We start from the raw sequence: 25,140 nt of genomic DNA on the forward strand, positions 1-25,140 counted from the left end.
CATCAATGGTTCTGCGGTGACCGACCGAAGTACATCCGCGGTGACGGACACGGCATCATGAACAGCATGAACGCGACCGGCGCCCCCGCAGCACCCGACAGCTATGCCCCACCCGCGCGCCGGCGCGGCTTCGTCCAGGCGATGCGTCAGATCGCCGCGAACCGCAGCCCGGGCGAACCGGTGCGCGTCTACCTCAGCGCGCCCCCGGTGTACCGCGACCGCCCCAACTGGCAGCACCGCCTCGACACCATCCGCAAGGCCTTGCCGGATGGCGTTGATCTCCTCGATTACGACTCCGCGTTCGGAACTGGGGCCGACTACGCCGCGCAGTGGCCCGAGTTCGCCGCATCCCTCGACGGCCTGATCGTCACGGGCACCCGTGCGAAGCCCGGCAAGACTCGGATGCATGCACTTGGCAGCGCGGCGCGGCAGGAACTCATCACGGTTGTCGCCGCAGGCAAGCCCGTCCTGCTCCACAACATGGAGCTCGGCCTCGTCCCTGTCCTGGACTGCAAGCCCAAGCGCCTGGGGACGGACGACGATTCGCGGCTGCGTCTTCTGATCCCCGGCGGCTGGACCGGCGTACCGCCCACCCTCGACGCTGCCCTGGACGCACTCCGGCCGACCGGCACGGCCTGAGTCAAAGGCGCTGTACGAATGGGCTGGCCCGGCCTCGGCCACGTTCTCAGCCCCTTCTGGTGCACGCGCCCCCTTCAACCTGGCACCGGCGCATTCGAACTGACTGTGGGCTAGTGATGCAGGAATCACCGGATCAGACATGAAGAGCGTGATCAAGGCCGCTTGCCAGGAGAGGCAGGGCTGTCCCGCTTGGTGGGAAACGACTTGTCCGGACAGCCCGCAGGGCGGCCCATGAAGCCGTTAGGGTCGCCGGTATGCCCCAGCCCTTGGCCCTCTTCGATCTTGACAACACCCTCGTCGATCGCACCGCGGCACTCGCCGACTGCGTGACTGAGTACTGCGCGACGGCCAACTACGGTCCGGAAATCGCGGTGTGGCTGTCGACCGAGCTGGCCGATCGGGCTGCCCCCACCGACTTCACGCGACTGCGAGAGGTTTTTGGACTGCCGGAGACAGGTGAGCAGCTGTGGCAGAGGTACGTGGAGACCATGGCATCTGCCGTTTCCTGCCGCCCGGAAGTCCTCGAGGCGCTGGCCGAACTGCGCAGCCGGGGCTGGACGGTGGGAGTGGTCACCAACGGGGCCAGCGACATCCAACGCGCCAAACTCCGTGCCACCGGGCTCGCCGATCTCAGCGACGGCGTGGCAGTGAGCGGCGACCTTGAGGTCCGCAAGCCCGACCAGCGGCTCTTCGCGCTCGCCGCACGGGAATGCGGCACCATCCTCGACCGGGGCGGCTGGATGATCGGCGACAACCCGGCAGGAGACATCGGAGGCGGCCACGAGGCCGGCCTGCACACCATCTGGCTGCGCGGACGCCCCTGGCCCGACGGACTTCCCGCCGCGCACCACGTTGTCGACGACGTCACCGACGCCATCACCATTCTGCTCAACGAGACCTGGGAGTAGCACCGTGGACCAGCCGACCATCGGCATCCTCCACCCTGGCAGTATGGGCGCCGCCGTCGCCGGCTGCGCTGCGACTAACGCGACCGACGTCCTGTGGTGCGAGACCGGGCGCAGCTCCGCGTCCCTGGAGCGCGCCGATGAGTTCGGCCTGACTTCCGTGGCCACGCTGGCAGAGCTGCTGGACCGCAGCGACATCGTCATCAGCCTCTGCCCGCCGGCCGCTGCCGAGGACCTGGCCCGCGACATCGCCAGGCACCGCTTCGCCGGGGTGTACGTGGAGGCGAACGCCATCAACCCTGAGCGCGTGCAGCGGATCGCCGTGCTACTCGAACCTGATGCGATCGTCGTGGACGGTGGCGTCGTCGGCTCCCCGCCGGTCGGCGGTAAGACGCCGACCTTGTACCTGTCCGGGCCGCCCGACGCTACCGTGCACATCGAGGCGCTGTTCGCGGGCACCGCGGTCCAGACGGCGGTGCTGGGCACGGAGGTGGGGAAGGCTTCTGCGCTGAAGCTGGCATACGCGTCGTTCCAGAAGACGAGCCGGGTGCTGGTGGCGCTCGCGGTCGGGGTGGCGCGCGAGCACGGCGTCGACCAGGAGCTCATCGAGGTCGCCTCCCGGCGCACCGACTCGTACCTGTCCGAGCCGCAGTACGTCGTCAAGGCCGCCGCGCGCGCCTGGCGCTGGGGCCCGGAGTTGGAGGAAGCTGCCGATGCGCTCGAGGCCGTTGGCCTTCCGTCGGAGATGCTGCGCGCGGCCGCGTCCACGGTGGCACGGTGGCACGGTGCCAAGGACGATGGCGAGCTGACGCTCACCGATGCCTTGGATCGGCTCGCCCAGCCGTAGCCCGCGCTCATGCTGTCGCTGCTCCCGTCCGCTGCGTAAGCAGCTGATCGATGAGCCGCGCCGCGTTCTGCGGCGCCGACGCGGTGGTGTCCACCGTCAGGTCCCAGACCAGGCTCGGGTGCGTTTCCAGGTCCTCGCGGGTCGCGTCCCACGCCGCCAGGCGCGCCGCGGTGTCGCTGTCGCCGCGTCCCGCGGACCGCTGCTCGGTCGTCTCGCGCGGGCACCACAGCAGTACCAGCGACCAGTCAGCCGGGTAGCCGTCGACCACGGCCTGGATGCCGTCGACCTGCCCGAGGTGCACCACCGGTACCCCGGCTGCGAAGGCATCGTTCAGGCCGGGCTTGTCGATGACGTACGTGTTGCCGTACCGGGCGTTCGCGTAGACGACGCCGCCCGCCGCCTCCAGGTCGCGCAGCTGCTCCGCCGTGCCCATCCGGTAGCCGGCCGACTTGCCCGTCCCGACCTTGAGCCGCGCGAACTGCGCGTACCGCGATCTCAACTCCGTTAGCGCCGTGGTGACGGTGTCCTTGCCCGACGCTGGTGGTCCGTACAGAACCACGCCCTGACGTCGGGTCATGCGTACATCGCTCCCATCGCCTGCCGGGCCTGGTCCGCAAGCGTCACCGCGGTCCCCAGCCGGTTGTCGACGACCAAGTGCGGCACCGTCGGGCGCAGGTCCAGGTCAATGGTCGCCATGTACTCATCCCACCGGGCGAGCTTCCACGCGTCGCGGGCTGCAGACCGGAACGTGATGTACTCGCGCATCGACTCCTCATCGCAGCGCACCCACACGGGGAAGACGTCGACGCCCATGGAAGCGGCCCGGTTGGACAGGCGCTGCATCCAGTCTGGGTCGGTCAGCTCGGAGATGAACGGCGCCGAAAGCACGGTGCTGATCCCGCACTTGATGTTGGCCATGGCTGACTGCATGAGGCAGTCGTACTCCACCGACCGGACACGCTCCCGGTAGAGCTCGGTGTGCCGGTCGTTCGGGTCACCGCCCAGCGCCACCAAGAGCCGTTCCACCAGCGGCCTGGTGAGCGGATCCTTGTCGAGCAGCGGCCAGCCGGTGAGCTGGACGAAGAAGCGCGCGAGCTCTGTCTTCCCGGAACCGGCGAACCCGCCGACCAGGATCAGGACCGGACGGTGCGGGTCACCGCCGGTGTGCCGACGCTTCCACGCGTCGATGATCCGCTGTTGCAGAGCGAAGTGCCCAGCATCTTCGGTGCCGGGAGAGATGCGGTGGATCGCCCGCTCGACCGCCAGGACGTGGGCGCCGTTGAGACGGTCGTCCATCGGCGTCAGCTTGAAGGACGTCTCCTCCCCCGGCAGTGCGGCGCGGAAGCCCAGGTCCGGCTCGGTCGCGCGGTACAGAAGGCAGTAGGCCCGCCGGTAGTGCGGCCCCGGGTAGACCTCGCCCTGCTCGTGCTGCCACAAGGTCTGGGGATTCGCAGCTGGGATGCCCTTGAGCTTGGCCCGTTCAGCGACTTCCCGAAGGCGCTCGCCAGCCTTCTCCAGGGTCAGACCGTGGGTTTCGCGCTGCTCTCGCAGCCGGTCCGGCCTCCACCCAGCTCGCTGCTTCCCCACCCTTTGCCCCTCCGTCACCGTCATGGCCGCGAGCCTAGAGCTCGGGCAGGAAATCGCATGTATACGCGGATGTTGAGAACGTGTGAATGGCAGTGCGTACGAGCTTCGACAAGCCCCTGTGATGGTGCGCCCCGCCTGGCCCGAGTGGGATGGCCCTCACGAGAGAGGCCGACGGGAGGGACGCCATGGCACGGGAGGTGCAGTCAGTGGTCGTCGTCCCCATCTCCGTCGTCATCAGCGAGTCGAGCACTCGCGTGGCGTCGGATGGAGTAGCCGATCTCGAACTCTTCGGCGCTCATCCTGGTGTCGTTCAGCTCGACAACCTCGCCGCTGGAGCTCGTCGTAACCCGTATGACGCGCAGGAGCGGAACGCCAACGTCGGCTGGGAAGTTCAATGCCTCCGCCTCTTCGGGCGAGGGCATGCGTGCGGAGACACCTTCGCTCCAGCGGAGGGGGCGGTGGCCCATCTCCTCCAGACGGTCATAGATGCCTCCGGGCCCCGTGTCGGCCTCTGCGAGTCGAGTTCCTCGAGCGAGGTCGGCCGGCAGGTAACTGGTGGCCAACTGCTTTGGTTTCCTGCTCTCGGGGTCGCCCATCACGCGGTCACGAACGAGGACTTCGGATCCGGTGGGGAGGCCCATGAGGGCAGCGAGGTCGACCGGCACGATGCCCCAACGCAGAGTGGGAGGCTCCAATGCCGCCCACGGTTGGGCAGTCGGGTCGAAGTAGTAGCCGATCTCATCGCGGAAGACCTGGCGGGACCGGGTGATGCGCCGCTTCTCAGGGCGCTCTCGCACGATGGTCCCTCTCCGGCGCACCGCGACGACCAGGCCCTCTTGCTCCAGGAGCGAAATGGCGCTTCTCACGGTCTGGTAGCCAGCGCCGTACTGGGCTTGGAGATCGGTGAGCATCGGCAGCTTGTCGCCCGGCATGTATCGCCCCTCGCCGATCTGCTTTCGCAGGTCAGCGGCGATGTCGCGATACGAGACGGGCATCGGAGCCACCTTTCAGAGTGCTGCGCGGATCTGAATTCTAGGGCTAGCTCTATCAGGCGGCGATGTGCGAGCACAACCGATCGACACGAATAGAGCTATCGCTATTGACTCGGCGACCCTAGATGGTCTCTACTAGGCGATAGCGATAGCCCTAATGCTCTGTTGAGCAGGGGTTACGTCCCTCAGTACCTCTGCAAAACCGCAGTAGTCGTCCGCCCTTCGGGGCGGCCGGAGTAGTCCTCAGCTTGCTGGGGGCGTGAGAGCACCATCGAACTCCTCCGGAGCCTGACGGCCGCGACAACTGCGTGCACGTCGCAGCGCTGTGCGCTGTCTGTCCTGCGGGACGCCGGCCTCGTGCCGTGCGGCCTGGAGGGCAGAGAGAGCATTCGCGACGCGCTCTCCGTCACTCCGTCCATGAGGAGTTCAGATGTCTGCTTCCACTGTCGAGTGCACCGCCCGCCCCCGCCGGAGCCGGACCCGCTCCCGCGCCGTCAGCGCCCGCCCGGCGCTGGCCCTCTCCACTCTCAAGCCCCACCAGTTCGACCTGCGCCCGGCCTGCGCGTCGTTGATCTGCCCCGACTGCAGGACGTGGGTGCCGATCACCGGCCTCCAGACCAAGAAGCCCAAGGTCGTGCCGCACGACACCGCTCCGACGAGCAAGACCCCGGCCGCCCCTTGCCGCCTGGGCAGCAACCGCCTGGTCACGATCGACGTCACGGTCAGGACGTGGGAGGAGCGCCTGGAGGACGGCAACTCGCAGACCATTCACCGCCGTTCGACCACCGTGCTGCGCAAGCCGAAGATCACGCCCGCCCCTGCCGTCAGCCAGATCGCCGCGCAGAAGCAGGCGCCGGCGGATGACGAGCACGGTGACGGTCGGCCCATGTGGCTGCTGCGCGAGATGAAGTGGGCGTCGACCGCCCGCTCGGTTCGCGACTGCGACACCCGCCGCGCGCAGCTGCCCGACGGTGACGCGCCGCTCAGTGCGCCGTTGGTGCCGCTCAAGACGCTGCACCCTGAACGCCGCGCGAGCTGAATGCCCGGACGAACGACCACGGCCCCGGCCACCCCGTAAGAGGGGAGGCCGGGGCCGTGGCTGCTCGTATGACCAGCCGATCCGAGGGGCCCATCACCCCAGTGCTCCCGCTATTCCGTGCGTGACCACGTCTGAAGGAGTTCCGCATGTCGCTCGGCCACAGCTTCAAGATCACCCCGGAGGAGCTGAAGGAGATCTTCGCCCGCCTCCAGCCGTACCTCCCGAAGAACCTGACGAGGTTCGAGGGACAGTCGTACGGACTCCACTTCGAGTTCGCCCCGTTCACGGGGCGGGAGGAGGAGCCGTCGCAGCCGTCCACCTACGAGGACCAGAAGCTCAACTACGTTTCCCTGTCGGAGAACGAGGCTGAACACCTGCTCCGGGAGAAGGCTGGAGTCGTCCTGGACAAGGTGTACGAGAAGGCGCGGGAGCAGTGGAGGGACGCCGCCTATGTCGCCGATCTGAAGGACGTGGTCGGTGATGCTCCTGCCCGCTGGAAGACCTACCAGCAGGAGTTGAAGGCGTTGGAGTCGGCATACGCCTACCTCCGCATGTCCGAGGCTGCGCAGGAGTGGCCGTCCGCGGTTTCCCGGCTGATCGACGCCCAGGAACGCACCAAGAGCGCGGGCATCGCGTTCGACGAGATCGCACGGGAGATCTCCCGGGCCCACGACAAGCACCTGTACGCCGACCTGGGCCACGATGCCGCGCTGGCGGCCGCGGGTTATCCGGCGGCCAGGGAGTGGCCCATCGCGGACACCCGCCACTACGGCAAGAACTCCTACGGCACGTACGACACCCACCTGCCGCTGGCGGAGCGGACCCGCCGCGTTATCGAGGAGCAGGACGCCCATGTCGGCAAGGTGGGCCGCCTGTCCGGCGCGCACGCCGGTATCTGACGAACGTTCACGATCGTTCCCACGCGCTCTGGCTGACCGGGTGGGGGCGGTTGTGGCTGCTCGGACAGCAGCCGGCTCCCCGACTGGAGTGAACGCGACAGCCCCCTGGGATTGCGGCCCGGGGGGCTGTCCTTGCAGGTCCCCTTCGAGAGAGGAAAGACCCACATGCACAGGATGACAGCTGCCGAGTCCCGGCCGATGCGCCGGGACGCACTGCAGAAGGCCGTGAATGCCGGGGCGCGCTGCGCGCCGCTGGCCGCGAATGCGGACGTCTTCTTCCGCGACGAGGGAGAGGAAATCGCCTCCTGGAAGGCGCGCCGTGCCAAGTTGCTGACGTTCTGCCGGGGCTGTCCGGTGATGAACGCCTGCCGCGAGCTGGCTCTGCGCGACCGGGACGGCTACGAGCAGTCGGACGAGCTGGTGCGTGGTGGGCTGTCCGGCCAGGAGTTGTTCGCCACCCGCGTGCGCCAGCAGGAGCGGCTGGACGAGGCGCGGCGCACGGACCGGGACGTCGAGTGGGCGCGGCTGGTGGAGCTGACGCTGCTGCTGCGGTCGGCAGCTGGCGGGCACGCCGAGAACGGGCACCGGGGCAAGGCCTCGCGGGCCGCGCAGAACGTCAAGGTGCGGAAGATCGCGGATGAGGTCCACGCGGTGCGGATGGCCCGCCGGGCCCGTATGGGCTGGGGGCAGGCGGCATGAGGAAGGAACGAGCGGGCGGTGTCGTCCGCGCCATGGAGGAAGAGGACAACTGTCGTGGTCCTGAACGGGACGAGACAGAGCAATTCCACCGGTTGGTGCGCCGCCTGGTCGAGGACGGAGACAGCCGGGCTGCCAGGGCCGGCCGTCGTGCCCGCCGCACGCTCGTGGAGATGGGGGTGGCGCGGTGAACGCCCTCCTTGCGGTAGCCGACGGCCGTCAGCAACTGCGACCGGCCTGCGAGACGGCAGACCCGGAACTGTTCTTCGCGCACAGGCTGGCCACGTGGGAGATCGACCAGGCGAAGGCCATCTGCGCCGTCTGTTCGCTCAAGGTCACCTGCCTGCGGGACGCCCTGGATCGGGGCGAGGAGTACGGCATCTGGGGCGGCCTCTCGGAGGGCGAGCGTCGTACCTTCAAGCGCCGCACCGCCCTCACCCAGGAGGCGGCGTGATGACCGATGCCGATCAGAAGCGCCTGGAGGACGAACTCCGTCGGATCAACCGTCAGTCGGAGGCCGACCGTCGTGCCCGCGGCTGATGACCTGCACCGCCGGTACATGGCGGCGGCAAGCGCGTACAGCCAGCACACCGGCCGCTGCCCGAGCTGCACCGTGAAGCAGCACGGGTGCGCAGACGGGAAGCGACTGCACGAGTCGTTTGCCGGACTTCAGGACCAGCGCCTTCAGGAGCTCAAGAAGCGGCGCTGAGCCACGGACTTCCCCCCTCACTGGCTGCCCGCACCACGGGGGCCGGCCACTCGCATGCCCCGACCCGGGAGATTCTCGGGCCGGAGCCCCACCCCGCAGGAGATCCGATGCACCGCAATACCGCGTTCGATACCGGGACGACCGTGATTGGCTCCGCCCCGCCGCCGGACTCGCCCTGTACCCACACCCCCAAGTGCCCCACCGCCGAGAGCACGGACCGTGAGGCCGCGCGCAGCGTGGCCAGCCACCCGGAGCAGGGCTGGAGCCTGCTGTGCAACAGCGTCCTGCTCTTCGAGGACACCGGCGAACTGCTCCCCAACGGTCAGATTATCGCCCCGCACCGGCCCCTCGCTGCGGCCTGACGGTTGCCTGATCCGCCCGCCCCGCTCGCCGAACCATGGCTGCCGGGCCGGGCGGTGACGGGGAGCCGGACAGTCCGGACCACCAACAGGAGGCCACCATGCGCAACCTCGATGAGTTTTCCGCCGCGTTGACCCACGCTGTCGCATCCGTGAAGAGCAGCGCCGTCACCCGCGCCCAGGCGAAGGCCCTGACCGACGCCGCAGCCCGCGGCGGGGAGGCCGAAGCGAGGCGGGTCGCGGCGTCGATGTCGACCACCGACCTGCAGCGCGCCAAGCGGTACCTGGAGAGCTGACCACGGTCTGACGGCTGCCTGATCCGCCCGCACCGCCCGTCGAACACTGGCGGCCGGGTCGGGCGGTGACGGGGAGCCGGACAGCCCGGACCACTACACGAATCGGGGAACACCATGTTCAGTCCCACCACCGCACCCGACGTCACCGAGACGGTCACCAAGCGGATCCGCGAGCACCGCAACTACCTGAACACCAACCCCGGGTACACCTGGGCCTACTCCACGGACAGGGAGACGGTCGGCCGGTTCAGCGGCGTCGTCCAGGCTGTGGTTGAGGTCGAGTTGCACATCAAGTTCAGCAAGAACCCGGGACAGCGACCCGACTGGGTCGAGGCACACACGGTGCAGTTCGCGGCCGCCGCACGGTGCGCTGGCCACGGCTGCCCGGACTCGGTGCACGAGGTCGCGCCCACCGACGAATTCCTGCTGGACGCCGATGCCGACGAGACGGCCCCGGCCGCACTGCCGTTGGTCGCCGCCGCTCAGGCGTGGGCGCAGCAGCACGCCGAAGCGTGCCGTGCGCTGCCGTACGACGGCCGCTGACCTGATCTGTCGGTTGCCTGATCCGCCCGCACCACACCCCACCTTGGAGGATCCATGCCCGTCACCACCGTCCACAGCCAGCCCGAAGCGACCGTGCCCGCATCGCTGGAGGAGTGGCCGGAGGAGGTCGTCGCCCGCTACCGCACCGTGGGCGGCGCCACCATCGACATCACCCAGCACAGGTCCGAGACCTACGACAACCAGCCCGCCGACCGGGATGCCTGGTACTTCCCCCGCCTGTTCGTGGACGTGGCGTACTCGGCGGTGTGCCGGGGCTGCCAGCTGGCCAACGAGTGGTCGCCTCGGCAGGTCGACGAGCACGACGCCGACCTGCACTTCGCACAGCAGGCCCGCCAGTACTACAGCCCGCAGGCGTGGGCGCAGCCGCACGCGGCGGTGTGCCGGGCGCTGCCCCGGCCGTAGCCACAAGTGAGCAGGCAGGACCCCCTTATGCAGAACAGGAGATGCTCATGCCGTTTCCCGCATGGCTGACCAGCCAGATCACCACTGCCCAGGCCGAAACCGACAGCGACGGCACCACGTGGTACGCCTACGTCACCACGGAGGACGGACTCGCGGCGATCGCCGGTGCTCACGACCGCGAGCACGCCCAGCGCTGGCTGGAGGAGTCCGGCCGCACCGGCGTCGTCGCCCCCAGCCGCCGCACGCCCGACAAGCGGACCTGAACGAACACCCGTGAATGCCGCCCCGCTTGGGGCGGCACCCCTCTGGAAGGAGGCGGCGTGGCCGCCACACGAACCCGTAGCAAGAGGCCCACCGCCCGCAAGAAGCCCACGGCAGCCCGCCCGGCTCCGCAGGCGTCCGCTTCTCCCGCGCCCGCTCCCTTGACCGTGACCACGGGGCCGGAGACGGAGGTCGTTGACCTCGAGGCGCTGGCCCGTGTCGCGGACGCCCGCGACCGTGCCGCCGATGTCATCGACACCGCGCGCGAGCAGGCCGCCGCCCTCCAGACGGAAGCCGAGAGCGCGGCCGCGCGCGCCGTCGCCGACACGCGCGAGCAGGTCACCGTGCTGATGTCAGAGGCGCAGACCCGCGCCGCAGGCATCACCGCCGACGCCGACCAGGAGGCCATCGCCCAGCGCGAGGCCGTCCAGGCCGACCTGGAAGCGGCACGCGGCGAGGCCGACCGGCTCCTGGCCCAGGCCCGCGAGCGTGCCGCCACCGTGGTGAGCGAGGCCCGGGCGCAGGTCACCGACCTCACCGAACTGGCCGCCACCGACCGTACGGCCACGGTCACGGCCGTTGCCGAGCTGCGGCGCCTGGCGGAGGCGGACCTCACCGAGATCAGCACCCTGGTCGACCAGCGCCGCACCGAGGCCGGCCAGATTCTCGCCCGCGCCCAGGAGCAGGCCGAGGAACTGGTTGGCGCGGCGCAGTGTGAGGTCGAGAAGGCCCGCGAGCGGTTCGCTCAGCTCGCGGCGACGGCGGCGGAACAGTACGACGGCCGGCGTGCGGAGGCGGAGGCGTTGTACGCGGACGCGGTCAGGGCCGCCGACGACCGGCGCCGCGAGGCCGACCAGGCGGTCGCCGCCGCGCACCGTGAGGCGGAGAGTGCTCGCGCCGGACTGCGGGAGGAACTGCGCCAGCTGGGGGAGGAGTTCGACCGGGCGGCGGCCTCCAAGCGGGCCGTCCTCGACAAGGAGCTCGCCGGGCTCAACGAGGCGTGCGACAAGCAGCGCGAGCGGCTGCGGGAGGAGGCCAAGACCGTCGCGGTGCAGCTGCGCGGGGCCGCCCAGAAGGAAGCGAGCCGCATCACCACCGAGGCGGAGCGCAAGGCGAAAGCGGTCACGGCGCGGGCGCGGGCCGATGAGGCCCGTGCCCGTCGGCTGCTCGATGAGGCCCGCGAGGCGAAGAAGTCCGCCTCCCGCTGGAACGGCTGGCAGCAGAACATCAGCCGCAAGGCGTGGAAGACCGCACCGTGGATCGCGCTCGCCGCCGGCGTCGGGCTCGCCGCCTCCGGCGAGTACGAGCTCGCCCGCATGGTCGGCATCAACAGTTACGTCGCCCCGCTGCTGCCGGTCAGTATCGACGTCTACTGCGTCACCGCGTTCCGGGCCAAGAAGGACATCCCCTACGCGCTGTTGCTGATGGCGTCGGCGAACGTGACCTACCACCTGTCCGAGCAGGCCCACCTCGTCCAGGACGGCCAGTCGGCACCGTGGCCGCTGACGACGTTCGTCGTACTGATCTTTGTCGCCGTCATCTGGCGCGTCCACACGCTCATGCACGACGACAGTACGGACGGACACGGCACTGCGGTCGGTGCGGGCGCCCGTACCGGTACGGACAGCGGAAACGGAATGCCCGACCGTACAGGTACGCACCGGCGTACCGACGGAACGGACGCCGTCTCCTCCACTCGTACAGAGGCCGTGAACCACGACCTGTACGCCGGACCCCACGCGGTTCGGCCGGACACCACGGGCACCGGATGGGACAGTACGGACCCTGCACGCCCCGCCATGCACCCGCCGCACGACGGCGAGGGCGAAGCGGTGGTGACCAGGGCGTACAGCGACCGTACAGGCGGCGTACACACCCCCTCGGATGAGGCGACGCGTACAGGTACGGCTGCTGTCGGGCGTACCGGTACGGCCAGCGCGGCCGTCCAGGGACGCACCGGCGCCGTCAGCGTCCGTACACAACCCGGCGACGAGGGTCTTCCGGGGGCCCGTACAGGTACGGACGCCGCATCCTCGCCCGTAACCGGAATGGGCAGTACGGCGGGTGCGGAGCGTCCCGGTACGCCTGTACGGACGGATGAGGAGCTCCTGCCGCTCGTACAGAACCTCCCCCGTAGCGAGGACGGGTTCGTGACGCTCTACCAGGTCCGCAACCAGCTCTCCGTCAATAACAACCGCGCGGTGCGCCTGCTGTCCAAGGCCGGCCTGCTGCGTCCCGAGGACGCGGACAAGCACCTGACGTGATCCGCAGTCCGGCACACACCAGTGAGGGCCAGCCCATCGGAAGTGGGCTGGCCCTCACTGCGACTGAAAGACAGTCGACAGCTCCCCAAGTACAGCAGGAGGAAACCCGCCGTGAACAGCAGCAACAACCCGAATCACGCACCTCTGCGCGATGTGGCGCAGAGTCCGGAGGCAACCGCCCGGTACCTGGCCGATGTTCAGCGGGTCCTGCTGGACATCGGCAGGAACCTGGAGACGCTCGCTCTGGAGACCCGAGTTCACCTGCGCGACACCCACGTCGACGGCGACCGCTTTTACGACGCCTGGGTGCGCGCCCAGCCCGTGGAAAGGGCCCTCAGGAACGTGCTCAAGCATGTCGAGGACGTCACCAAGGGCCTGGAAAAGAGCACCTACAAGCGCCGCGCCCATGATGAGGCGGTCGTGAATACCGCCAAGAAGAGGAAGGAAAAGGAGCTGGAAAAGAAGCGCAAGAAGGCCCCGCCACTCCAGGCCGCTCCGCAGAATCCGCCGCAGCAGGGTGGACAGGGCCAAAATTCCGGCAATGGTGTTCCTACGTCGATTTACGATCTGGGTAACAGGGAGTCGGCGTGACGCGCCCCCTCAGCAGTGTCGAACGCTCCCTGCAAGGGCGGAACGACTGGCTGCAGGCAGAAGAGCGCAAGGCGATCGAAAATCGCGGCGAGATTGGCCGGATGGAATTCTGGCTCCGCCTCACTCGGTCCCAAATCACCAAGGAAGTAAAGGCCAACCGCAGCGATGTCGTCGCCGGATTCACGATGGTCTGCCGCCTCTTCAAGCTCGTGATGGAGAGACGGGCCGCGGGCGACCCGCGACTGTTCGACCACCTGATGCAGTACGCGGACACCGTGCTCAAGCAGCACGGCCCGCGTAGCTGAACCCCCCCACCCACGAAGGCCCCGCCGGACTCCGGCGGGGCCTTCGCCTCGCGTAATGCGTGCACACGTGCACGTGCACACGCGTGCACACGAGACCCCACCCTCTGTCAACCCCTTGAAGGGAGGTGCACCGTGTCCGACGACACGGACGACACCGGCGGCGGAACCCTGGTCCAGGGCCCCTGGAACGGCGACGCCACCTACACGCTGCCGCCGATCCCGGATTTCATCGACACCATTCCACCGCCGGAGGACATTCTCGCCGCACCCCCGGAGTCGCCGGAAGAGACGACCATGCAATTGCCTACAGTCCCGGCCGCGCCGGACCCGGCAATGGCATTACGTTCGGAAGGAATTAGCCCGCCGGAAGTCGGCGAAGATGAAGGCGAATACGAGGAAGGCGAATACGTCCAGCCTCGCTCTCTCGCCGACCGCCTCGGTGACTGGCTGGAACTCCGGCTGGAAATGGCGCGGTACAACCACGAAAGCGAAGCGCCTTTCCGCGAGGCTGAAATAGCGCGGAAGGCAGCCCTGGTCACGGGTCGCACCGCGCAGGAAGTCGCGATGATGGAGCAGAACGGAAAGCTCCACGCCGCGCTGATGAAAGCGAAAGGCGACAAGGCGGCGGCACGCGGAAAGGCCGACGCGAGCCGTATGCAGTCCACCGGGTCCGGCCTGGGTGCGGACAAGGGCCGCTCGAAGGCCGGCGGTGGCGGCGGTTCCCCGCGCGGCGGGGGCAGCGGCAGCGGGCCGTCCCGCAACAACTCGGGGTCCGGCTCGAAGGGGCCCGCGGCGCGCGGCTCCAACTCCGGTGGATCCGCCGGGCGTTCGGGGTCCGGGGCGGCCGGGAGCGGCAAGGGCGGCCCGAAGGGCCCTGACCGGGGCTCCAGTGGCCGTACGCCTGGTTCCGGGCGTGACGGGTCACCCAAGGGTGCGAAGGGCTCGCAGACGGGCTCTGGCGGCTCCGGCAAGGGCAGCGGCTCGAAGGGTAACGGCGGTGGCCGGGCGCAGCACCACAGCCCGGCGTCCAACGCCCGTGCGGAGCGGGCCCGTGGCCGCGCCGACCGCGCCGGGGTCCGTCAGGCCGGACGTCAGGAACGGCGCAGCGCCGGGCACACGGCCGGTATCGCCGACCGGGGCAAGAACCGGGACCAGGCGCGCGCCAACCGACAGAAGGAGTGGGAGGACCGCCGGGCAAAGAAGGCGGAGCGGGAGGCGGCACGGAAGGCGAAGCGGGAAGCCGCGGCGTCGACCGGCACCGGCCGCACCACCTTGGGCCAGGCCGTCGGCGAGGAAGCCCAGCGCCGCCTCGACCAGCGCCGCGCCGACGCGAAGGCCGCTGCGGAGGACAAGGCGGCCCGCCGCGCGGAGGCGAAGGCAGCCAAGGCCGCCAAGGCGGCCGGCACGGAGAAGGTGAACCTGACCAAGGACAAGGACAGCAAGGGAAAGGACGCCGACGGCAAGGACGACAAGACCGCCAAGGAAGCCCCAGGCGGGGCCTCCGAGGCCGGAAAGGACGCCCCGGCGGGCGATGAGTCCGGCAAGGACGACAAGGCCGCTGACGGGGCGTCTGGCGACACGAAGAAGCGCCGCCGGTTCCGCCGCCGCGCCGGCGGTTCGGGCCGGGCCGGACGACGGGGCCGTACCCGCCGCACGGGCCGCACGGGCCGCGCCGGCCGTGCCGGTCGCACGGCGGGTGCCGGTCGGCGCAGCCGGTCGGGCCGGTCGTCGGAGAGCCGGTTCGGACCGGAGCCCACCCCGACGGTGGAGTGGCCCGAGCACGAGACCCGCCCGCCGAAGACCGCAGGCGAAACCGAGGACGACATCGTCGACGCGGACATCGTCCCCGACGGTCCGGCCGCGGTGACGACCGGCGTCAGGGGCCTGCCGCCCGCACCGGAGCCGCACACCGAGCGGCCCGCCACCAGCCGACCCCCCAGCACGGACACGGAAGGGAGCAGCGTGAGCAGCGCATCGGTCAGAAAGCCATCCGCGCAGGGCAATTTGGCTGCCCAGCACCGCACGGACATCACGTTCGACGAGTTCTTGATGGAGATGGCGAACATCGCCATCAAGGCCGCCTCCGACCAGGAGCGCGCCGAAGCGCTGATGGAGGCACTCGGCAAAGTCGCCGACGCCCTGCGGGACATGGCCGCCGACCTGGTCGGCGACCACAACATCTCCACCACCGTCACCAACCTGATCACCGACCTCGCGGACTCCGCGGGCCGGATGAAAGCGCAGGCGGAGCGGTGCGCGGAGCAGTGCGGCATCGCCAAGGAGGCAGCCAGGCTCGCGGCAGGCCGGGTCGCCCGCGTATACGGCCAGGACATGGCGGCCAAGGAAGACGCGGGTCTCAAGCACGCGTCGGCCGCCGCCCACCACGACTAGAAGAATGGGAGACCTGTACTGATGAGCGATCTCGCATCCCGCCCCGGAGGGGAAGCACCCGCCCTGGCCGACGACGACAACCGTTACAAAGCCGTCCAGAACAAGCTGGACAAGCTCGGCAAGGCCATGGACGACGCGACCCTCGAGCTCGAGTCGCTGCGCCGCAGCATGTATGCCAACGCCACCCGCACCGAGGACGTCGCCCGCGACATCGAGAACGCGGGTCTGGACGGGCAGTTTGTGGAGGTGACCAACCTGGTCGCGGTCGCCCTGGGCGGCGCCGCCGTTGAGGTCAAGCGGCTGCACGACACTGCGCAGGAGACCGCCGGCCTCACCCACAAGACCAAGAGCACCCACTCCAAGCTCTACGGCGCGTTGGACGACATCCGATCCAACCGGCGCGAGAAGACCCCCAGGCCGGGCTTCTTCGACCGCTGACCCCTCACCCACTCCGCCCCGGGCGGCCCCGCACTCCTGCGGAGCCGCCCGCCTGTTTTCGTGAAGGAGTACTTGGTGTCCACGCCGCGCAGTGTCGTGCTCGAACGCCTCGCCTACACCCTCGTCGCGCCCGCGCTGGCCGTGGCCCCGAACCTCTACCCCGACAGCCCCGTCAACCAGATCGTGCAGTTGGCCGGCGCCGCCGGAATCGGCGCCTGCATCCTGGCCGGCAAGAGCGACGAGCTGGGTGCCGGACGCAAGATCCTGCGCTGGTCCCCGCTGGTCCTGGCCGCCGCCATCGACACCGTCGCCGGACACACCACCGGCTTCGGACCGTACGGGATGGACGGCATGCTCGCCGCCACCTGGGCGGCAGTCGGCTACCTGGTGATGCCGTTCTCCCGGCACGCCCGCCGCCGGCACCGCCCGGCCCTCGCCGCCCCGGCCCCGCAGCCGACGCCCGCCGAAGCCCCCGAGCCCGCTGAGGAGACGCCGGCCGACGACGCCGACCTGCTCACCCGTGAGGTGCGGATGATGTGGGAGAACGCCGGGATGCCCGGCCGTACCCACGTCGTCAAAGCCACCCGACACCCTGGGATGCGGCACGACATGACGATCCTGCTGCGCGCCTCGGAAATCGGGCGGCCGATCACCGGCCTGTCCGAGGCGGCGGTGGCCGCACCGTTCGCGGTGCCCGCCAGCGACGTTGTCCTCGCGGACGTCGCGGCTCAGCCCGGCCGCCAGAGCGGGCCGGGCTGGCTGGAGGCCCGCATCACCCCCGACGCCAATACCCGGCGCCGTACCAAGCCGACTCCCCAGGAGCGCTGGACGGACAAGGTCGGCTCCGCCAAAGGCGGTGCCCCCGGCTCGGAGCTGGTCCACCGCACCCGCGACGACGCCCGCGGCGTGACGTTCTACCGGGCGAAGATGACCGACGGCACCACCACACCGCGCATCGACCTGGCCAAGGTCTGCCGCGGCCTGGGCCTGCCCGAGGACGACAGTTGCGTGTTCGTCCTCATCGACGGCACCGAGTTCCTTATCAGCGCCTTCGACAAGCCCCCGCTGTCCGCGATCTTCCCCGCCACCCGCGAGCTGCTCACCCCGGACGCCAAGGGCATGTACGTCTGCGGGTACACCATCACCGGCCAGCCGGTGAAAACCATGGTCTACCAGCACGACAAGAACGCCGCAGCCCACGGCCTCATCCTCGGGGTGAGCCGCAGCGGCAAGACCCAGTTCTTCGCGATCAACATGGCTGCGCAGTCCCTGGACGGCCAGGTCGTGTGGCTCTCCACCGTCCGCAAGGACGAGAAGACCACCGTGCTCGGGAAGTACATCGACCGGCAGGGCTCGAACGCCCTGTGGATGGCCCGCTCGCTGCGCGCGGCGAACGCGCTGGGCGAGATCAGGGCGGAGATGCCCTGGCCGCACGACGGTCAGCCGCACGACTACAAACCGGGCGACCCCCGCTGCCCCTACCGGCAGCTCAACGTGTACGCGGACGAGTTCATGACCGCAGCCCAGGACGGGGACTTCGGCGAGTTCATCCAGACCGACGGAGACAGCCTCACGGTCACCGGCCTGAAGTACGGCATCGGCTTCAACCCGGCCGGGCAGTCCCCGTTCGCGCACAACGGGTTCTCCACCGAGATGAAGGACAACCTCCGCCAGAACAGCCGGCCGACCATCTTCAACATGGGCTCACCCGGCGCCACCCGCAAGGCGGCGGAGGGCACGATGGAGAACGCCTACGACGTGCCGACCATCCCGGCCCGCTACGCCCAGCAGGAAGGGTCCGCGATCGAGCGGGCCATGAAGGGCGAAGCCGACCCGGAGAACGGCGTGAGCACTGGTGGCGTCGCCGTCATGGTCCTCGACAACGGCCGCGCGGTCCTCATGCGCTCGCTGTACGCGGACTTCGACACCGACCTCACCACCCTGTTCCCCGACGACGTCAACCACCTCACCGACCACGAGATCAGTGAGCTGACCAAGCGCGGCCTGTGGTTCGACTGGAACGAGCCGGTGCGCCCCGGCGAGTTCTGGCCCGAGCCCACGGACGATGACGACGACGGCTCCCGCCGTCGCGGCGGTGGTGGCGGCAAGGGCGGGGGCGGCAAGCGCGGCACCAAGCCCGGGAGCAGCCGCGAGTCCCAGGTCGTCTCGCCCCGCCAGGCGCTGGAGGCCATCAAGAGCCTCAACAACGCCTGATCACCATCCCCGCACCGGCGGGGGCCGGCCTGCCCGAGCAGGCCGGCCCCCGCCCGACCTCATGAAGGAGACCTGAGCCGTGGCCCTTTCCCTCTCCGCCGCCGTCCTGCTGGGCATCATCGTGTTCGTCCTGCTCAAGGGCCGCTACGTCAGCGTGGGCGCCATGCTGGCGTGCAGCCTGTTCGGCTTCACCCTCGCCGCGACCGGCCTCGCCCCGGCGATCAACACCGGCCTCGCCTCGCTCGCCGGACTGCTCGCCAGCCTGTAGGTCAGTCGGCGGGCGTCCACGGGCTGTAGGGAGTCGTGCTCGTGCCCCCGCAGGACCAGCAGTCGAAGGTCTCGGGGTCCTCGAAACGGTTGCCCCAGAACCCCGTGCGCGGGCAGAACACCACGTTCTCCTCGTCGCACCAGCCGCACACGAATAAGAAGTTCATCCTGGTCTCTCCCCTGTCCGGCCCACCTGCGTACAGGCTGCCCGCCCTGCGCGCAACGGCAACAACGCTTCCCTTTAGGCGAGTTGCCACAGACCCGGCCGCGCACCTCACCTCCCTGCCCAACGGGCGTCACCGGCATCCCCATTCGGTGACGCCCGTTGCCGTGCCCTGCCTGGAGCGCCGATGACTCACACCACGCTCTCCCCCGCCCCCGCCACCCCTGCCCCGACGACCCCCGGCCCCGCGCCGTCGGCGGCCCTGTCTCTCGAGGAACGCATGGCGTTCATCAACACGGCGATGACCTTCCGGCTGGAGGAGGCCGCCGTCGCCTACGAGGTCAACACCGCCCACATCGACATCGAGCCCGTCGATCTGGCCGACGTCGTCACCCTCCCGCTGACCCCCACGCTCCAGCCGCCGACGCCCTACCCGACGCCGGTCGCCGCCGTTCTGCAGCGCGCGCACCACCGCCTGCTCACCGGCGGCTGGTGCTCCGGCGCCCTGGTCGATGAAGAAGGGGCCCGCTGCATGCTCGGAGCCATCCGGATCGAGGCCCGCGGCAACAGCGGCGTGGAAGCCGACGCCGCCGTCGTCGTCCTGGACGCGATCCGCCGCCAGTTCGGCGGCCACGTCGACTCCGTGCCCGGCTTCAACGACTCCTGGGCAGACGGCCGCCACCCCCTGCGGATGCTCGACCAGGCTGCCGACCTTGCCGACGCCCGCGGCCTCTGAACCCCGACTCCGGACCACCTGCCTCGCACCCGAACCCCTCACGGTCGGGTGCGGGCCAGGCCCTCCGGCCTGCACACCACCACCCGTCACACGAACCCGACCAAGGGAGCGCCCCGTCATGCAGTCCGACGACAAGCCCATCAACGGCCAGAGGCGGCGAGGCAACTGCGCTGGGGGCGTCAGGAGTTGCGCGGCACGTACGGCGTCACCGAGCTGTCCCCGGGCGGCATCGTCCTGGTCGTTCACCTCGGCACCGTCCGCACCGTCGCCGACATGAACGAAACGCTCACACACGAGCTGGTGCACGCCCATCAGCTCTCCGGCCGCGCTGCCCGCGCCGCGCACCTCGCCTACCTGCGCCACGGGTACGCGATCGAGCCCCTGCCGCACAGCACGGTCCGCGCGTACGAGGCGCTCATCGATCGGCGCGAGCGCGAGGCATGCGACGCAGAGCACCTCGCCTCCCAGCTTCCCGCCTGAATCCGCACGTCACCTGTACGCCCCACTGCTGAACAGGAGAAACCTGATGGCGAGCCACAAGGCCCTCAACCCGCCGACGAACGAATGCCGACAGTGCTGGCTCCACGCGTACGACTGCCGCGAGCAGCACAGGCACCTCAAGTGGAACGAGGACTGCCCGGCGTGCGTGGACCACATGCTCCATGGGCACGGCAACATGATCGTGGGGGCCGACCGATGAAGCTTCCCTGGATGAGCCGCGCGGACAAGAAGCGCTGGCGCTCCGCCGAGAACCTGCAGGACCTCGGAACCCTGGTGGCGTCCTGGCTGATCGGCGACATCGGCAGCCAGCCCGGCTATACGGCCCGCTGCGGCCCCGACGAGGAGACCCAGCACCTCCTGCCGGTGCTGGTCGCCGTCAACCGGATCGGCTTCGTCACTGACAGTTCCCAGCCCGGCGTGAACTGCTTCGGCGTGGACGGCCGGTGGTGGGAGCAGCGTGCCGCCGTCTCCGGCCTGGTTGGCGACCGGCAGCTGCGCGACCGCCTGGTGGCTGCCGCCGAGACGGCCGGACTCCTGGTCGTCCAGCACGACATGTCACCCCGCCAGCACGCCGAGGGCATCCCCGTCACCCGCTGCACGGGCCGCGTCTACACAGCCTTCGGCCGCTTCCTGGCGGCCCGCGACCTGCTCCACCTCTGGCGGACGGGGACCATCGGCGTCCGCGCCCTCGGCACGGTCCTCTCCGCCTGGCAACTCACGCTCATCGACCCCGTCTGGGGCCGCGACGACGTCCTGTGGGAGGCCCTGACGGGCGTCGTGCGCCAGTACCGCCTCGAAGCCGTCGAAACCAAGGCAGGAGAGATCCGCCGGGCGCTCTCCCCCGAACACCCGTCCAACCGCTACGAGTTCCCCGACCGGGCCCTCGAACTGCTCAAGGAACAGCTCGACACCGAGCTGGACGCGGCGGTCGAGGACGCGAGGCTCAGCGGCTGCACGGACACCGACATCGACCTGATCACGCGCAGTACCTGATCTGCCCCTCCCCCGTGCCGACCGGCGCCCCCACGGGCCGGGCGGTGCGGGGGACCGGACAGCCCGGTACCCGAGAGATCAGACAAGAGGAGGTGGACGCCATGGCGTACTGGGAGATCGACATCCCCACCGTCCGCGCAGACCAGCGGAGCGGCGTCCAGGTGTTCACGTACCGCGCCGACCTGTACCCCCTGCAGCTCCTGGCCAAGCGGCAGGCCCGCAAGGACGTCAACAGCGCCGACGCCATCCGGCACCGCCGGGGCGCCAAGCCCCTGGTCGACGCCATAAAGGTCATCTGGCACGACACGTACGAGAACTGAATTCGCCCCGGGGCGACCGTCCTACCGCCAAGCAAGCCAGCCGCCCCGGGCCACCCACCCGTACGAGACGAGAGGGAGACACCAGTATGGACTCCGCTCTGCACCCTTCGGGCCGGTTCGGCCTGCGCACCCTTCTGATCACCACCGCCGCCGTGCCGCTGACCGGCTGGGCGGTGCACGCCGTCACGCTGTACAAGAAGCTCGCCGCCACCAAGCGCGACCCGCTGACCGGCCTGCTGCGCCGCGACCCCTACACCGCCCGCGCCCGCCGCCTCCTGGCCCGCCACGGTGACGACACCACCGTGCTCATGATCGACGCCGACCGGTTCAAGCAGGTCAACGACAACTTCGGACACGGGGCGGGTGACTCTGTCCTCGCGTCGTTCGGCGCCCGGCTCACCGAGTGGGCGGGCCCACACGCTGCGATCGGCCGCCTCGGGGGCGATGAATTCGCCGTGGTCCTTCAGCTGACCGCCGACCACCGCGCGCTCCGTCTGGAGCAGCTGGTCGGGAGGCTGTGCACGCCCGTCGTCCTGGACGACGGGCGCACGGTCGACGTCGCCGCATCGGTCGGCGCCGCGGCACCGGACGTGCTCGGCACCCAAGAGCTGTCGCTCCTTCAGCGGGCCGCCGACGCCGCCTTGTACGCGGGTAAGCACACCGGCCGCGCCGTCCTCGCCACCCCCGCCCACGCCGCCACACGCTCCGTGAACGGCCGCCGGGCGGGCAGGCCGGGCACCCACCAGTGGGGGCGAGCCGCATGAACACCCCACTTCCCACGGGCGACTGGATCCGGGCGATCAGCATCAAACAGTCCTGGACAACCTGCGTGCTGACCGGGGCGAAGACCGTGGAGAACCGCTCCCACAACCGGTGGCCCTGGCGCGGCCTGGTGCTGCTGCACGCGAGCCAGAGCATCGACCGGCCCGCGCTGCGCGACCCGCTGGTCGCCCGCACGGTGTCCGGCCGGGAGCTGGCGACCGGCGTGGTCGTCGGGGTGGCCCGGCTGATCGACTGCCACCGCGACGCCGACGGAACCAGGCCCTGCACCGCCTGGTCGGAGCCCGAGGCTTTCCATCTGGTTTTCCGAGATGTGCAGGAGCTCGCGCTGCCCATCCCGGCACAGGGGCAGCTCGGGTTGTGGAAGCCCCCGGAGCCTGTGCTCATTCAGGTGCTCCAGCAGCTGCCCGACGTGCGGCCGTGACCACCCGCCGGAAGAAGGAGAAGCCGTTCGAGCCCGGAACTGTTCCGGTGCCGGGCGGGCTGCTGGACTGGGGCGATCCCCGCCACTTCCACTCCTGGCAGGACAGGCCGTGCGCGCTGTGCCGGCAGGCCACGCGGATGCGCTCTCACTCCGGCGAGCCCGCGCACAAGGTGTGCGCCGAATCCTGGATCGCCGCCAACCCCACCGAGGCCCGCCTCGGCAGGTTCGCCAACGACGCCCAGGCCAAGCGCCGCGACACCGGCCACGCCTAACAGGAATGCCCCCGGGGCCAGTTCGTTCCGTCACCAGCCGAGTGGCCAACCGACCTCTCCCCGGGGGCTTCCCCACCTTCGCATGTTCAAGGAGACCGCCGTGACGCACTCCAGCGAACCCCTCTCCCTCCCCGCTTCCCACACCCCGGCCGATGCCGCCATCGAGGTGGAGCGGGCGCTCGCCCATCCGGAGCCGCCGGCCTCGCCCGCGTGGTCCCGCAGCAGCAGGGTCCTGCCGCTCACCCGCGAGGACCGCGAGCACCACCGGGCCCTCCTCCTGGAGGGCCTGCGCGGATGGACGATCCCCCGCCCCGCCCGATGACCCCCACCCCCACCTTCCGACTCCGTGAAGGAACTGCCGACATGAAGCAGCTGAACCCCCCGATACCGCTGGTCCTGGACGGACACCTCGATGCCTCCGCCGAATCCGGTGACAGCGTCGACACCGCGTCCTGGCGGCTGACCTCCTCCCCCACCGACCACCTCATCCACGACGCGCTGATGCCCTGCACCACCAGCAACGCGCACGTCGCCGCCCTGCTCACCGAGTGCCGCCCCGGCGACCTCCTCCGCGTCGTCGGCCACCTCGCCCTCCCGGACACCGCGCAGGGCGGCATCTGCCTGCACGCCGATAGCGTGGAGATCCTCTGGGCGGCCCCCGACCTCCCCGACGACGAGGACACCCCCACCCCCCAGGCCAGTGCCGAGATCGCCGCAGCGATCGAGACCCTCGCTCAGGCCCTCGCCGGAGGCCAGGCCCCCGGACCGGATCAGCGCATCCGGATCCACCTCAGCCCGACGGGCACCCCAGAGGCGGGCGTGGACCTCAGCCGCAGCCTGCACCTCACTCCCACCCGCGCCCACCAGCTCGCCGACGCGGTCGACGCCATGAACGCCCTCCAGGCCAGTGCGTCCCCGGACGGCCTGGACGAGATGACCGTGGCGGACCTGAACTCCCTGTTCGGCGATCTCGATCTGCTCGATCTGACCAACGAGGTCCTGAAGACCGCCCCGCCGCAGGCCCGTCCGGCTATCTGCCAGGCCATGGACGCCATGTTCGGCGACGTCGACGACCCCAGCCTCGAGGACGAGGGCGGCCCGCGATGACGACCGCACCCCCCGCGCAGCGCACCGTCCTGAAGCGCTTCGCCGCCGGAGGCCCCCGGGGCTCCTGGCCGGCCGAAGAGTACGCCGCCGCCCAGCGCGCAGAGGGCACCGACGCCCACGTCGTGATGGACCTCGGCAGCGACCAGTTCCTCGTGGTCACCACCACCCACTGACCCACTTCACCGAGAGGCACACACATGACCGAGACCGAGCCCACCACCTGCTCCACCGCCGACGTGGTCGCCCTGACGCCCGACGCCAACGTCTTGTTGATCGAGCGCGACTGGGACCCCTTTGAAGGTTTCTGGGCTCTGCCTGGTGGTCACCGAGACGCCGGGGAGTCCAGCCGCCAGGCTGCCTCCCGGGAGCTCGGTGAGCAGAGCGGTGTCCACGTGGCCACCACCTCCCTGCGCGAGATCGGCACCTGGGACCAGCCCGGCCGCGACCCGCGGGGCCGGTACAGCACCGACGCCTTCCTCGCCGTCGTCCCCGCCGACACCCCGATCGTCGCCGGGGACGACGCCCGTACCGCCCGCTGGTGGCCCCTGGACGCCCTGCCGCCACAGCTGGCGTTCGACCACGCAGACATCCTCAACGCGGCCGTGGCTCTCAACACGGCAAAGGGAGCGGGACAGTGAGCGTCATCGGACAGGAAGCCGGAATAGACCACGGCAGCATGCGCGGCTACCGCCAGCACCGTTACCGCAAGGTCGATGCGACCGAGGAGTGCGGCTGCCTGGCCGCCGTCCGCGAGCACCAGAGCACCAGCAAGCCCGTCACCAATCGCTCGCAGAAGCAGCGGGAGTGGTACGGCGGGCAGTACGTCACCGCCGCGTCCGGCTCCCAGCCCGGACGCCGTATCCCGCCGCCGGGCGACTGCCCCGTCGACGGATGCGGCCAGGAGGCCACGGGCCGCAGCGTGCAGCACCGCGGCTGGGTCCGTATCCACGTCCAGGGCTCCACCATGCCCGCCCGCCATTTCTGCTCCGGGCCCTGCGCCACGGTCGGGATCGCCCTGGCCGAACTGCGCATGGACACCCCCGCCAGCGACTGAGCACCGCGGCGAACAGCACGCCCCGAAGCAGCCCTCCACAGGGGCGGGCCGCTTCACCCCTGACCGGCCCGGGGCGGCCGCCGGCCACGAGCCCGGCCGCCCCGGACCGCTTTCCCGCCAGCTCA

Annotated in this window: 37 protein-coding genes; 33 read left to right on the plus strand and 4 right to left on the minus strand. The window is 70.1% G+C overall.

The window, feature by feature from the left end:
* The first annotated feature begins 57 nt into the window (after nt 1-57).
* The 3 genes from AB0D18_RS34340 to AB0D18_RS34350 all read left to right on the plus strand — a co-directional run bounded on the left by AB0D18_RS34340 (nt 58) and on the right by AB0D18_RS34350 (nt 2,391).
* Complete coding sequence (locus AB0D18_RS34340; protein ID WP_362427773.1) at nt 58-639, plus strand: hypothetical protein; 582 nt, start codon at nt 58-60, stop codon at nt 637-639.
* Nucleotides 640-893: 254 nt separating this feature from the next.
* Nucleotides 894-1,547 carry an HAD family hydrolase gene (locus tag AB0D18_RS34345; protein ID WP_362427776.1) on the plus strand — a complete coding sequence of 218 codons (654 nt, stop codon included), beginning with the start codon at nt 894-896 and terminating at the stop codon, nt 1,545-1,547.
* Between the two features lie 4 nt (nt 1,548-1,551).
* Nucleotides 1,552-2,391 (plus strand): DUF1932 domain-containing protein, encoded by an 840-nt coding sequence (locus AB0D18_RS34350; protein WP_362427779.1) that lies wholly within the window; start codon nt 1,552-1,554, stop codon nt 2,389-2,391.
* Between the two features lie 7 nt (nt 2,392-2,398).
* On the opposite strand, the gene AB0D18_RS34355 is transcribed toward AB0D18_RS34350, so the two are convergent.
* The 3 genes from AB0D18_RS34355 to AB0D18_RS34365 form a co-directional block, all read right to left on the minus strand.
* Complete coding sequence (locus AB0D18_RS34355; RefSeq protein WP_362427782.1) at nt 2,399-2,968, minus strand: guanylate kinase; 570 nt, start codon at nt 2,966-2,968, stop codon at nt 2,399-2,401.
* Entirely contained in the window at nt 2,965-4,002 is a 1,038-nt protein-coding gene (locus tag AB0D18_RS34360; RefSeq protein WP_362427785.1) for an AAA family ATPase, read from the minus strand. The genes AB0D18_RS34355 and AB0D18_RS34360 overlap by 4 nt, the downstream gene beginning before the upstream one ends.
* A gap of 179 nt (nt 4,003-4,181) precedes the next feature.
* A complete protein-coding gene (locus AB0D18_RS34365) occupies nt 4,182-4,973 on the minus strand; it encodes a GntR family transcriptional regulator (RefSeq protein ID WP_362427788.1) in 792 nt (263 codons plus the stop codon).
* Nucleotides 4,974-5,400: 427 nt separating this feature from the next.
* On the opposite strand from AB0D18_RS34365, the gene AB0D18_RS34370 reads away from it, so the two are divergent.
* The 17 genes from AB0D18_RS34370 (at nt 5,401) to AB0D18_RS34450 (ending at nt 18,666) form a co-directional block, all read left to right on the plus strand.
* On the plus strand, nt 5,401-6,009 hold the full coding sequence (locus tag AB0D18_RS34370) for a hypothetical protein (RefSeq protein WP_362427791.1): 609 nt from the start codon (nt 5,401-5,403) through the stop codon (nt 6,007-6,009).
* 146 nt (nt 6,010-6,155) lie between these two features.
* Complete coding sequence (locus tag AB0D18_RS34375; RefSeq protein WP_362427794.1) at nt 6,156-6,908, plus strand: hypothetical protein; 753 nt, start codon at nt 6,156-6,158, stop codon at nt 6,906-6,908.
* A gap of 165 nt (nt 6,909-7,073) precedes the next feature.
* Nucleotides 7,074-7,607, plus strand: a complete 534-nt coding sequence (locus AB0D18_RS34380; protein WP_362427797.1) for a WhiB family transcriptional regulator — start codon at nt 7,074-7,076, stop codon at nt 7,605-7,607.
* Nucleotides 7,604-7,795 carry a hypothetical protein gene (locus tag AB0D18_RS34385; protein ID WP_362427799.1) on the plus strand — a complete coding sequence of 64 codons (192 nt, stop codon included), beginning with the start codon at nt 7,604-7,606 and terminating at the stop codon, nt 7,793-7,795. The genes AB0D18_RS34380 and AB0D18_RS34385 overlap by 4 nt, the downstream gene beginning before the upstream one ends.
* Nucleotides 7,792-8,058 carry a WhiB family transcriptional regulator gene (locus AB0D18_RS34390; protein ID WP_362427802.1) on the plus strand — a complete coding sequence of 89 codons (267 nt, stop codon included), beginning with the start codon at nt 7,792-7,794 and terminating at the stop codon, nt 8,056-8,058. Before AB0D18_RS34385 ends, AB0D18_RS34390 begins: the two co-directional genes overlap by 4 nt.
* 362 nt (nt 8,059-8,420) lie before the next feature.
* Entirely contained in the window at nt 8,421-8,675 is a 255-nt protein-coding gene (locus AB0D18_RS34395) for a DUF5999 family protein (RefSeq protein WP_362427805.1), read from the plus strand.
* A 98-nt stretch (nt 8,676-8,773) separates the two neighbouring features.
* A complete protein-coding gene (locus AB0D18_RS34400) occupies nt 8,774-8,968 on the plus strand; it encodes a hypothetical protein (protein ID WP_362427808.1) in 195 nt (64 codons plus the stop codon).
* Nucleotides 8,969-9,082: 114 nt separating this feature from the next.
* Entirely contained in the window at nt 9,083-9,511 is a 429-nt protein-coding gene (locus tag AB0D18_RS34405; protein WP_362427811.1) for a hypothetical protein, read from the plus strand.
* Between the two features lie 54 nt (nt 9,512-9,565).
* Nucleotides 9,566-9,934 (plus strand): hypothetical protein, encoded by a 369-nt coding sequence (locus tag AB0D18_RS34410; RefSeq protein WP_362427814.1) that lies wholly within the window; start codon nt 9,566-9,568, stop codon nt 9,932-9,934.
* 47 nt (nt 9,935-9,981) lie between these two features.
* A complete protein-coding gene (locus AB0D18_RS34415; protein ID WP_362427817.1) occupies nt 9,982-10,197 on the plus strand; it encodes a hypothetical protein in 216 nt (71 codons plus the stop codon).
* A gap of 57 nt (nt 10,198-10,254) precedes the next feature.
* A complete protein-coding gene (locus AB0D18_RS34420; protein ID WP_362427820.1) occupies nt 10,255-12,459 on the plus strand; it encodes a hypothetical protein in 2,205 nt (734 codons plus the stop codon).
* A 111-nt stretch (nt 12,460-12,570) separates the two neighbouring features.
* Nucleotides 12,571-13,050 (plus strand): hypothetical protein, encoded by a 480-nt coding sequence (locus AB0D18_RS34425; RefSeq protein ID WP_362427823.1) that lies wholly within the window; start codon nt 12,571-12,573, stop codon nt 13,048-13,050.
* The gene (locus tag AB0D18_RS34430; RefSeq protein WP_362427826.1) at nt 13,047-13,355 is read left to right on the plus strand and encodes a hypothetical protein; all 309 of its coding nucleotides are present in this window, start codon (nt 13,047-13,049) and stop codon (nt 13,353-13,355) included. The genes AB0D18_RS34425 and AB0D18_RS34430 overlap by 4 nt, the downstream gene beginning before the upstream one ends.
* 132 nt (nt 13,356-13,487) lie before the next feature.
* Nucleotides 13,488-15,746 (plus strand): ATP/GTP-binding protein, encoded by a 2,259-nt coding sequence (locus AB0D18_RS34435; protein WP_362427829.1) that lies wholly within the window; start codon nt 13,488-13,490, stop codon nt 15,744-15,746.
* Nucleotides 15,747-15,764: 18 nt separating this feature from the next.
* A complete protein-coding gene (locus AB0D18_RS34440) occupies nt 15,765-16,184 on the plus strand; it encodes a conjugal transfer protein TraB (protein ID WP_362427980.1) in 420 nt (139 codons plus the stop codon).
* Between the two features lie 75 nt (nt 16,185-16,259).
* Nucleotides 16,260-18,398, plus strand: coding sequence for a chromosome segregation protein ParM (locus AB0D18_RS34445; RefSeq protein WP_362427832.1), 2,139 nt, complete (start codon nt 16,260-16,262; stop codon nt 18,396-18,398).
* Nucleotides 18,399-18,477: 79 nt separating this feature from the next.
* The gene (locus tag AB0D18_RS34450; RefSeq protein WP_362427835.1) at nt 18,478-18,666 is read left to right on the plus strand and encodes a hypothetical protein; all 189 of its coding nucleotides are present in this window, start codon (nt 18,478-18,480) and stop codon (nt 18,664-18,666) included.
* 1 nt (nt 18,667) lies between these two features.
* Here AB0D18_RS34450 and AB0D18_RS34455 read toward each other — a convergent pair whose 3' ends face one another.
* Nucleotides 18,668-18,832 carry a hypothetical protein gene (locus AB0D18_RS34455; protein ID WP_199919302.1) on the minus strand — a complete coding sequence of 55 codons (165 nt, stop codon included), beginning with the start codon at nt 18,830-18,832 and terminating at the stop codon, nt 18,668-18,670.
* Between the two features lie 183 nt (nt 18,833-19,015).
* On the opposite strand from AB0D18_RS34455, the gene AB0D18_RS34460 reads away from it, so the two are divergent.
* The 13 genes from AB0D18_RS34460 to AB0D18_RS34520 all read left to right on the plus strand — a co-directional run bounded on the left by AB0D18_RS34460 (nt 19,016) and on the right by AB0D18_RS34520 (nt 25,015).
* Nucleotides 19,016-19,564, plus strand: coding sequence for a hypothetical protein (locus AB0D18_RS34460; RefSeq protein WP_362427837.1), 549 nt, complete (start codon nt 19,016-19,018; stop codon nt 19,562-19,564).
* Nucleotides 19,565-19,750: 186 nt separating this feature from the next.
* Nucleotides 19,751-20,044: a hypothetical protein gene (locus AB0D18_RS34465; protein ID WP_362427840.1), complete on the plus strand. Its 294-nt coding sequence runs from the start codon at nt 19,751-19,753 to the stop codon at nt 20,042-20,044.
* Between the two features lie 46 nt (nt 20,045-20,090).
* The gene (locus AB0D18_RS34470; RefSeq protein WP_362427843.1) at nt 20,091-20,264 is read left to right on the plus strand and encodes a pRL2-8; all 174 of its coding nucleotides are present in this window, start codon (nt 20,091-20,093) and stop codon (nt 20,262-20,264) included.
* Nucleotides 20,265-20,275: 11 nt separating this feature from the next.
* Nucleotides 20,276-21,058: a hypothetical protein gene (locus tag AB0D18_RS34475; RefSeq protein WP_362427846.1), complete on the plus strand. Its 783-nt coding sequence runs from the start codon at nt 20,276-20,278 to the stop codon at nt 21,056-21,058.
* Between the two features lie 101 nt (nt 21,059-21,159).
* Nucleotides 21,160-21,378 carry a hypothetical protein gene (locus AB0D18_RS34480; protein ID WP_362427849.1) on the plus strand — a complete coding sequence of 73 codons (219 nt, stop codon included), beginning with the start codon at nt 21,160-21,162 and terminating at the stop codon, nt 21,376-21,378.
* 86 nt (nt 21,379-21,464) lie between these two features.
* Nucleotides 21,465-22,142 (plus strand): GGDEF domain-containing protein, encoded by a 678-nt coding sequence (locus AB0D18_RS34485; RefSeq protein WP_362427852.1) that lies wholly within the window; start codon nt 21,465-21,467, stop codon nt 22,140-22,142.
* On the plus strand, nt 22,139-22,582 hold the full coding sequence (locus AB0D18_RS34490; protein ID WP_362427855.1) for a hypothetical protein: 444 nt from the start codon (nt 22,139-22,141) through the stop codon (nt 22,580-22,582). Before AB0D18_RS34485 ends, AB0D18_RS34490 begins: the two co-directional genes overlap by 4 nt.
* Entirely contained in the window at nt 22,579-22,854 is a 276-nt protein-coding gene (locus tag AB0D18_RS34495; protein ID WP_362427858.1) for a hypothetical protein, read from the plus strand. The genes AB0D18_RS34490 and AB0D18_RS34495 overlap by 4 nt, the downstream gene beginning before the upstream one ends.
* Nucleotides 22,855-22,954: 100 nt before the next feature.
* Nucleotides 22,955-23,176, plus strand: a complete 222-nt coding sequence (locus AB0D18_RS34500) for a hypothetical protein (protein ID WP_362427861.1) — start codon at nt 22,955-22,957, stop codon at nt 23,174-23,176.
* 41 nt (nt 23,177-23,217) lie between these two features.
* Entirely contained in the window at nt 23,218-23,961 is a 744-nt protein-coding gene (locus AB0D18_RS34505; protein ID WP_362427864.1) for a hypothetical protein, read from the plus strand.
* Nucleotides 23,958-24,134, plus strand: a complete 177-nt coding sequence (locus AB0D18_RS34510; protein ID WP_362427867.1) for a hypothetical protein — start codon at nt 23,958-23,960, stop codon at nt 24,132-24,134. Before AB0D18_RS34505 ends, AB0D18_RS34510 begins: the two co-directional genes overlap by 4 nt.
* Nucleotides 24,135-24,158: 24 nt before the next feature.
* Nucleotides 24,159-24,599 (plus strand): NUDIX hydrolase, encoded by a 441-nt coding sequence (locus AB0D18_RS34515; RefSeq protein WP_362427870.1) that lies wholly within the window; start codon nt 24,159-24,161, stop codon nt 24,597-24,599.
* Complete coding sequence (locus AB0D18_RS34520) at nt 24,596-25,015, plus strand: hypothetical protein (protein ID WP_362427873.1); 420 nt, start codon at nt 24,596-24,598, stop codon at nt 25,013-25,015. Before AB0D18_RS34515 ends, AB0D18_RS34520 begins: the two co-directional genes overlap by 4 nt.
* Nucleotides 25,016-25,140 lie beyond the last annotated feature (125 nt).

The organism is Streptomyces sp. NPDC048442 (assembly GCF_040651475.1).
Classification (GTDB): Bacteria; Actinomycetota; Actinomycetes; order Streptomycetales; family Streptomycetaceae; genus Streptomyces.